This window comes from Streptomyces sp. WELS2, from assembly GCF_013870595.1.
Taxonomy (GTDB): Bacteria; Actinomycetota; Actinomycetes; order Streptomycetales; family Streptomycetaceae; genus Streptomyces.
The window spans coordinates 1-5,386 of record NZ_JACBWZ010000422.1 but is presented as its reverse complement, the minus strand read 5'-3'; the positions used below and the strand labels follow the sequence as shown (position 1 = coordinate 5,386).

Here is a 5,386-nt window from a genome sequence, read left to right as displayed (position 1 = left end):
GGGTGGGCGGTGCCCCGGGCTCCGGCGCGGTGGAGAGCGCGGGGGATGGTGCGGTCATGTGCCGCCTTCCTTCCTTGCGTGGGTCGGGTACGGCCGTCCGGTCAGCACAGGCCCGCGGGCCTGGAGGCGCGGCAGGAGTTGCGGGTGAAGGCGTTGCCGCTCTTCGCCGCCTCCTGGTCGACCAGGTCCGCCGGGGAGTTGTCCGACAGCCGGTTGCCGGTGATCCGGTTCCGCTCGCTGGTGACGCCGACGAAGCTCTTGAACAGGACGATGCCGCCCGACAGCGGGGACTTGCCCGAGTGGCCGGTGACGGTGTTCCGGCTGACCAGGGTGTTCTCGGTGCCGGTCAGGACGATGCCGGAGCCCTGGAGATAGGGCAGCCGGGCGGTCTTCGGGCAGTACTTGTTGTTCCGCTCGACCAGGTTGGCGCGTACGGTCAGCGCGCCCGCCCGGGGCTTGTTCTCGTCGCCCACGACGAACACGCCGGCGCAGTTGCCGGTGACGTGGTTGCGCCGGACGGTGAGGTTGCGCAGCCGGCGGACGGTGAGCCCGATCCGGTTGCCCTCCAGCAGGGTGCGCTCGACCACCGTGCCCTTGCTGTCCTTGGCGCCCTGCTCGGCCTTGACGTTGTTGGCGAGGAACAGGCCGGCGTCGCCGTTGCGCCGGGCGGTGTCACGGCGGAAGACGCCCCGGGTGGAGTGCTCCTGGGCGATGCCCCACTGGCCGTTGTCGTCGGCGGTCACCCCGGTCACGGTGAGATGGTCGGTGCCCATGGACCACAGGCCGACCTTGGCGAACCCGGTCACCTTCAGATCGGCGACGGTGACGTCCCGCAGGGGCTTGTTCTTCCCGCCCACCACGCAGATGCCGTTGCCGGCGCCGAGGCAGGTGGGGGTGGCGCCCTTGGCGGGCGGGGCGACCTTGGTCCCGGCGGGCGGCCGGATGACGGTGTCCGGGCCGACGCCCCGCAGGGCCACCGCGGCCGTCCTGAGCGTGACGCTCTCGTGGTAGGTGCCGGCCAGCACCCGCACGGTGTCGCCGGGCCGGGCGGCGTCCACCGCCTTCTGGATGGATTCACCGGGATGCACCACGAGGGTCCGGTGGGCCGCCGACGCCGGGGCGGCGCCGGCGAACGCACCGACGAGGGCCGTGGCGCATGCGAGGTACGTAATATGGCGTTTTGTCACATTCCGAAGGCTAAAAGCGGATGAGCCGATAACCGGTCGGATGCTCCGTTCGGTGGCGTGTCAACGAAGCCCCGCACCCTCCAGGGGGTACGGGGCTTCGTCGATGGCGTACGGGGGTGCGGTCAGCGCCCTCGGGGGCCGCCCTTCGGCAGACGCATGCCCTTCGGCATGGGGCCCTTCGGCAGCGGCATGTTGCTCATCAGGTCGCCGAGCGCGCGCAGCCGGTCGTTGGTGGCGGTCACCTGGGGGCCGGTGAGCACGCGCGGGAACTTCAGCAGGGTGGTGCGCAGCTTCTTCAGCTCCACCTGGCCCTCGCCGTCGCCCACGATCACATCGTGCACCGGCACGTCCGCGACGATCCGGTTCATCTTCTTCTTCTCGGCGGCCAGCAGGGTCTTCACCCGGTTCGGGTTGCCCTCGGCGACCAGCACGATGCCGGCCTTGCCCACGGCCCGGTGCACCACGTCCTGGCTGCGGTTCATCGCCACCGCCGGAGTCGTCGTCCAGCCCCGGCCGATGTTGTCCAGCACGGCCGCGGCGGCGCCCGGCTGACCCTCCATCTGACCGAAGGCGGCCCGCTCGGCCCGGCGGCCGAACACGATGGCCGTCGCCAGCAGGGCGATCAGCAGACCGAAGATGCCCAGGTAGACCGGGTGTCCGATCAGGAAGCCGATCGCGAGGAAGACACCGAGCGTGCCGATGCCGACGGCCGCGAGTACAAGGCCGATCATCTTGTCGGCCTTGCGGGTCATCTGGTACGTGAGGGCGATCTGCTTCAGTCGCCCGGCATTCGCGGCGTCCGCCGCGGTTTCCTTCCTCGCCATGCCACGAAGTCTACGTGCCCCCGGGAGCGCCTACGACGGCAGTGTCCGGCGGGGCCCGGTCCGGGGGCGGAGGGGGACGATTCAGGAGCGGCCGTCGGCGGCCCGCTCCAGGAACCGCTGGGCCTCGACCCGGTCCTTGGCACGGCGGCGGTCCTCCAGGACGGAGGTCCAGGCGTTGCGGCGGGCGGTGCGCTGGCCGCCGCTCAGCAGCAGGGACTCGACGCGGCGCAGCGCGTCGGTGAAGGACGGGATGGCGGTGGCGCGCACGGGTGGTGCCTGCATGATCGGGATCCCCCCTCGAAACGGTGGAGTCAGGGGCGTGACACCAGGGTCACTGTCTGGTGTTACCAGGGCGTGACCGACCGGTCAAACAGTGGTGAACCCCTCGGTGCGGGGGCCGGAACGGACGGCGCGGCCCCGGTGCCGCCCTCATCAGCGAGGACGGCCGGGACCGCGTCGACTCGGCCATTACCGGCCAGTAGCAATTTGTGCGACGATTCACACGCGCGGCTCACACCGCCTGGGCGGCGACGAACGCACCCCGCTTCTCGACGGCCATCTGGTACAGCCGCCCGGCGCGGTAGGAGGAGCGCACCAGCGGGCCGGACATCACACCGGAGAAGCCGATCTGCTCGGCCTCCTCCTTCAGCTCCACGAACTCCTGCGGCTTCACCCAGCGCTCCACCGGGTGGTGCCGGACGGAGGGGCGCAGGTACTGGGTGATGGTGACCAGCTCGCAGCCCGCCTCGTGCAGCTGCCTCAGCGCCTCGCCGACCTCCTCGCGGGTCTCGCCCATGCCGAGGATCAGGTTCGACTTGGTCACCAGGCCGAAGTCGCGGGCCTCGGTGATGACCTTCAGGGACCGCTCGTAGCGGAAGCCGGGGCGGATCCGCTTGAAGATCCGCGGAACCGTCTCGACGTTGTGCGCGAAGACCTCGGGACGGGACTCGAACACCTCCGCCAGCTGCTCGGGCACCGCGTTGAAGTCGGGGGCCAGCAGCTCCACCTTGGTCCGGCCGCCCTCGCGCTGTGCCGTCTGGGCGTGGATCTGGCGCACGGTCTCGGCGTACAGCCAGGCGCCGCCGTCCGGCAGGTCGTCGCGGGCCACGCCGGTGATGGTGGCGTAGTTCAGGTCCATCGTCACCACGGACTCGCCCACCCGGCGCGGCTCGTCGCGGTCCAGCGCCTCGGGCTTGCCGGTGTCGATCTGGCAGAAGTCGCAGCGCCGGGTGCACTGGTCGCCGCCGATGAGGAAGGTCGCCTCGCGGTCCTCCCAGCACTCGTAGATGTTCGGGCAGCCGGCTTCCTGGCACACCGTGTGCAGGCCCTCGCTCTTCACGAGGTTCTGCATCTTCGTGTATTCGGGGCCCATTTTCGCCCGGGTCTTGATCCACTCGGGCTTGCGCTCGATGGGGGTCTGGCTGTTGCGGACCTCCAGGCGCAGCATCTTGCGTCCGTCGGGTGAGACTGCGGACACGTCGGCTCCCTGTGACTTCGATTCTTCGGCGTACACCAGGGTACGCCCGTGCTCAATGCGCCCTGCCGGTGAGACCAACCTCCCGACCGCAGGGCGCATTCCCGGTGCCGGCGGTCAGGCGGACGCCTTCTCGATCTCCCGGGGCTTGAGGACCGCGTTCTCCAGGACGTCCCTCAGGTGCTTCTCCACCACCGGCACGACCTCCTCGACCGTGATGTCCCGGCCCAGCTCGCCCGCGAGGGAGGCCACGCCCGCGTCGCGGATGCCGCACGGGATGATCCGGTCGAACCACTTCATGTCCGGGTTCACGTTGAACGAGAAGCCGTGCATCGTGACGCCCTTGGCCACCCGGATGCCGATCTGCGCGATCTTGCGGTCCTCGCGCCGCTGGCCCGCGTTGGACGGGGCGTACTCGGGGCCGTTGAGCCGGGGGTCGAACTCCTCGTCGGTCAGCCGCGGGTCGAAGTCCAGGGACAGCCCTCCGATGGCCGGCCGCTGGTCGAGGGGGTCGCCGAGCACCCATACGCCGCTGCGGCCCTCGACCCGGGTGGTCTCCAGGCCGAACTCGGCGCAGGTGCGGATGAGCGCCTCCTCCAGCCGCCGTACGTGCGCGACCACGTCCACCGGGCGGGGCAGCTTCTGGATCGGGTAGCCCACCAGCTGGCCCGGGCCGTGCCAGGTGATCTTGCCGCCGCGGTCCACGTCGATGACCGGGGTGCCGTCCAGCGGGCGCTCGCTCGCCTCGGTGCGCCGGCCGGCCGTGAACACCGGGGGGTGCTCCAGGAGGATCACGGTGTCGGGGACCTCGTCGGCGAACCGGGCCGCGTGGATCCGGCGCTGCTCGTCCCAGGCCTCCTGGTAGTCGACGGCATCGGCACCGAATCCCCTGCGAACGAACCGCAACTCACTCACGGCAAGCGCCTCCCTCGGCGATGGGTGTGTCAGGCATGTATCGCGCCCACGCCACTGTACGTCCGGGCCGCGCACGTCAGCCCGGCGGGCGTTCCTCACTCGATCGGATGAAGGTGGCGCAAAGTGTGTGATCGTCTGCTCACTCTCCGCTACATTCGCGCCGTTCGTGAGGCCATAAGGGCTGCTCAAAGGCAATCCGGGCACGCCCACCGGCCCGGAAGGCAGGAGACCGCACCGCAGATGACGGACCGACCCGCGCAGCGCACCCCCAACCGCCAGCTCGCCGCGCTCATCGCAGAAGCGGGGTTCTCCAACGCGGGTCTGGCGCGTCGCGTCGATCAGCTCGGTCTGGAACACGGGCTGGACCTCAGATACGACAAGACCTCGGTCACCCGCTGGCTGCGCGGGCAGCAGCCGCGCGGCACGACCCCCGCCCTCATCGCCGAGGTCTTCACCCGCCGGCTGGGGCGCCGGCTCACCGCCCAGGATCTCGGCCTGGACTCCTGTGCGCCGGTGTACGCCGGGCTGGAGTTCGCGGCCACCCCCGAGGAGGCCGTCGACATCGTCAGCGGCCTGTGGCGCAAGGACTCGGGCAGCCACGCCGACCCGGCCCCGGTGCTGCCGAGGGCGGCCTAGGGCTGCCCGAGGGGGCCGGGCCTACCCGAGCGACGCGACCTTCTCCCGGTAACCGCGCACCGGCGCCGCGTCCCGGTACGGCTCCAGCCGGCGTTCGAAGTCCTTGACGTACTCCACCGCGCGGGCGGACCGCATCTCGGCGGCCTGCCCCGCGGCCTCCGCGGCGAGCGCGCACGCCTGGTCGAGTTCGCCGAGGCCGAGCCGCGCGGTGGCGAGGACCACCCGGCAGAACAGCCGGCTGCGGGCGAAGGCGGACGCCCGCAGCTGGAGGGCGCGCTCGGCGTGCTGCGCGGCCGCCCGGAACTGCTGCAGATCCCGGTGGCAGTGCGCGAACTCGTCGGCGAGCTGCC

Annotated in this window: 5 protein-coding genes and 2 pseudogenes; 1 reads left to right on the top strand and 6 read right to left on the bottom strand. The window is 71.1% G+C overall.

Going from position 1 to position 5,386, the window contains the following annotated elements; genetic code table 11:
* Nucleotides 1-101: 101 nt before the first annotated feature.
* From H5J33_RS22220 to lipB, 5 genes are all read right to left on the bottom strand, one after another.
* Nucleotides 102-1,187 carry a right-handed parallel beta-helix repeat-containing protein gene (locus tag H5J33_RS22220; RefSeq protein ID WP_181796674.1) on the bottom strand — a complete coding sequence of 362 codons (1,086 nt, stop codon included), beginning with the start codon at nucleotides 1,185-1,187 and terminating at the stop codon, nucleotides 102-104.
* A 122-nt stretch (nucleotides 1,188-1,309) separates the two neighbouring features.
* The gene (locus H5J33_RS22215) at nucleotides 1,310-2,011 is read right to left on the bottom strand and encodes a DUF4191 domain-containing protein (RefSeq protein WP_181796673.1); all 702 of its coding nucleotides are present in this window, start codon (nucleotides 2,009-2,011) and stop codon (nucleotides 1,310-1,312) included.
* A gap of 81 nt (nucleotides 2,012-2,092) precedes the next feature.
* Nucleotides 2,093-2,293 (bottom strand): hypothetical protein, encoded by a 201-nt coding sequence (locus tag H5J33_RS22210; RefSeq protein WP_181796672.1) that lies wholly within the window; start codon nucleotides 2,291-2,293, stop codon nucleotides 2,093-2,095.
* A 229-nt stretch (nucleotides 2,294-2,522) separates the two neighbouring features.
* Entirely contained in the window at nucleotides 2,523-3,488 is a 966-nt protein-coding gene (lipA, locus tag H5J33_RS22205; RefSeq protein ID WP_181796671.1) for a lipoyl synthase, read from the bottom strand.
* A gap of 114 nt (nucleotides 3,489-3,602) precedes the next feature.
* Nucleotides 3,603-4,400, bottom strand: coding sequence for a lipoyl(octanoyl) transferase LipB (gene lipB / locus H5J33_RS22200; RefSeq protein WP_181796670.1), 798 nt, complete (start codon nucleotides 4,398-4,400; stop codon nucleotides 3,603-3,605).
* Nucleotides 4,401-4,640: 240 nt separating this feature from the next.
* On the opposite strand from lipB, the pseudogene H5J33_RS22195 reads away from it, so the two are divergent.
* Nucleotides 4,641-5,006: pseudogene (locus H5J33_RS22195) on the top strand (regulator); the annotation flags it as partial.
* A gap of 51 nt (nucleotides 5,007-5,057) precedes the next feature.
* On the opposite strand, the pseudogene H5J33_RS22190 reads toward H5J33_RS22195, so the two are convergent.
* Nucleotides 5,058-5,386: pseudogene (locus H5J33_RS22190) on the bottom strand (regulator); the annotation flags it as partial.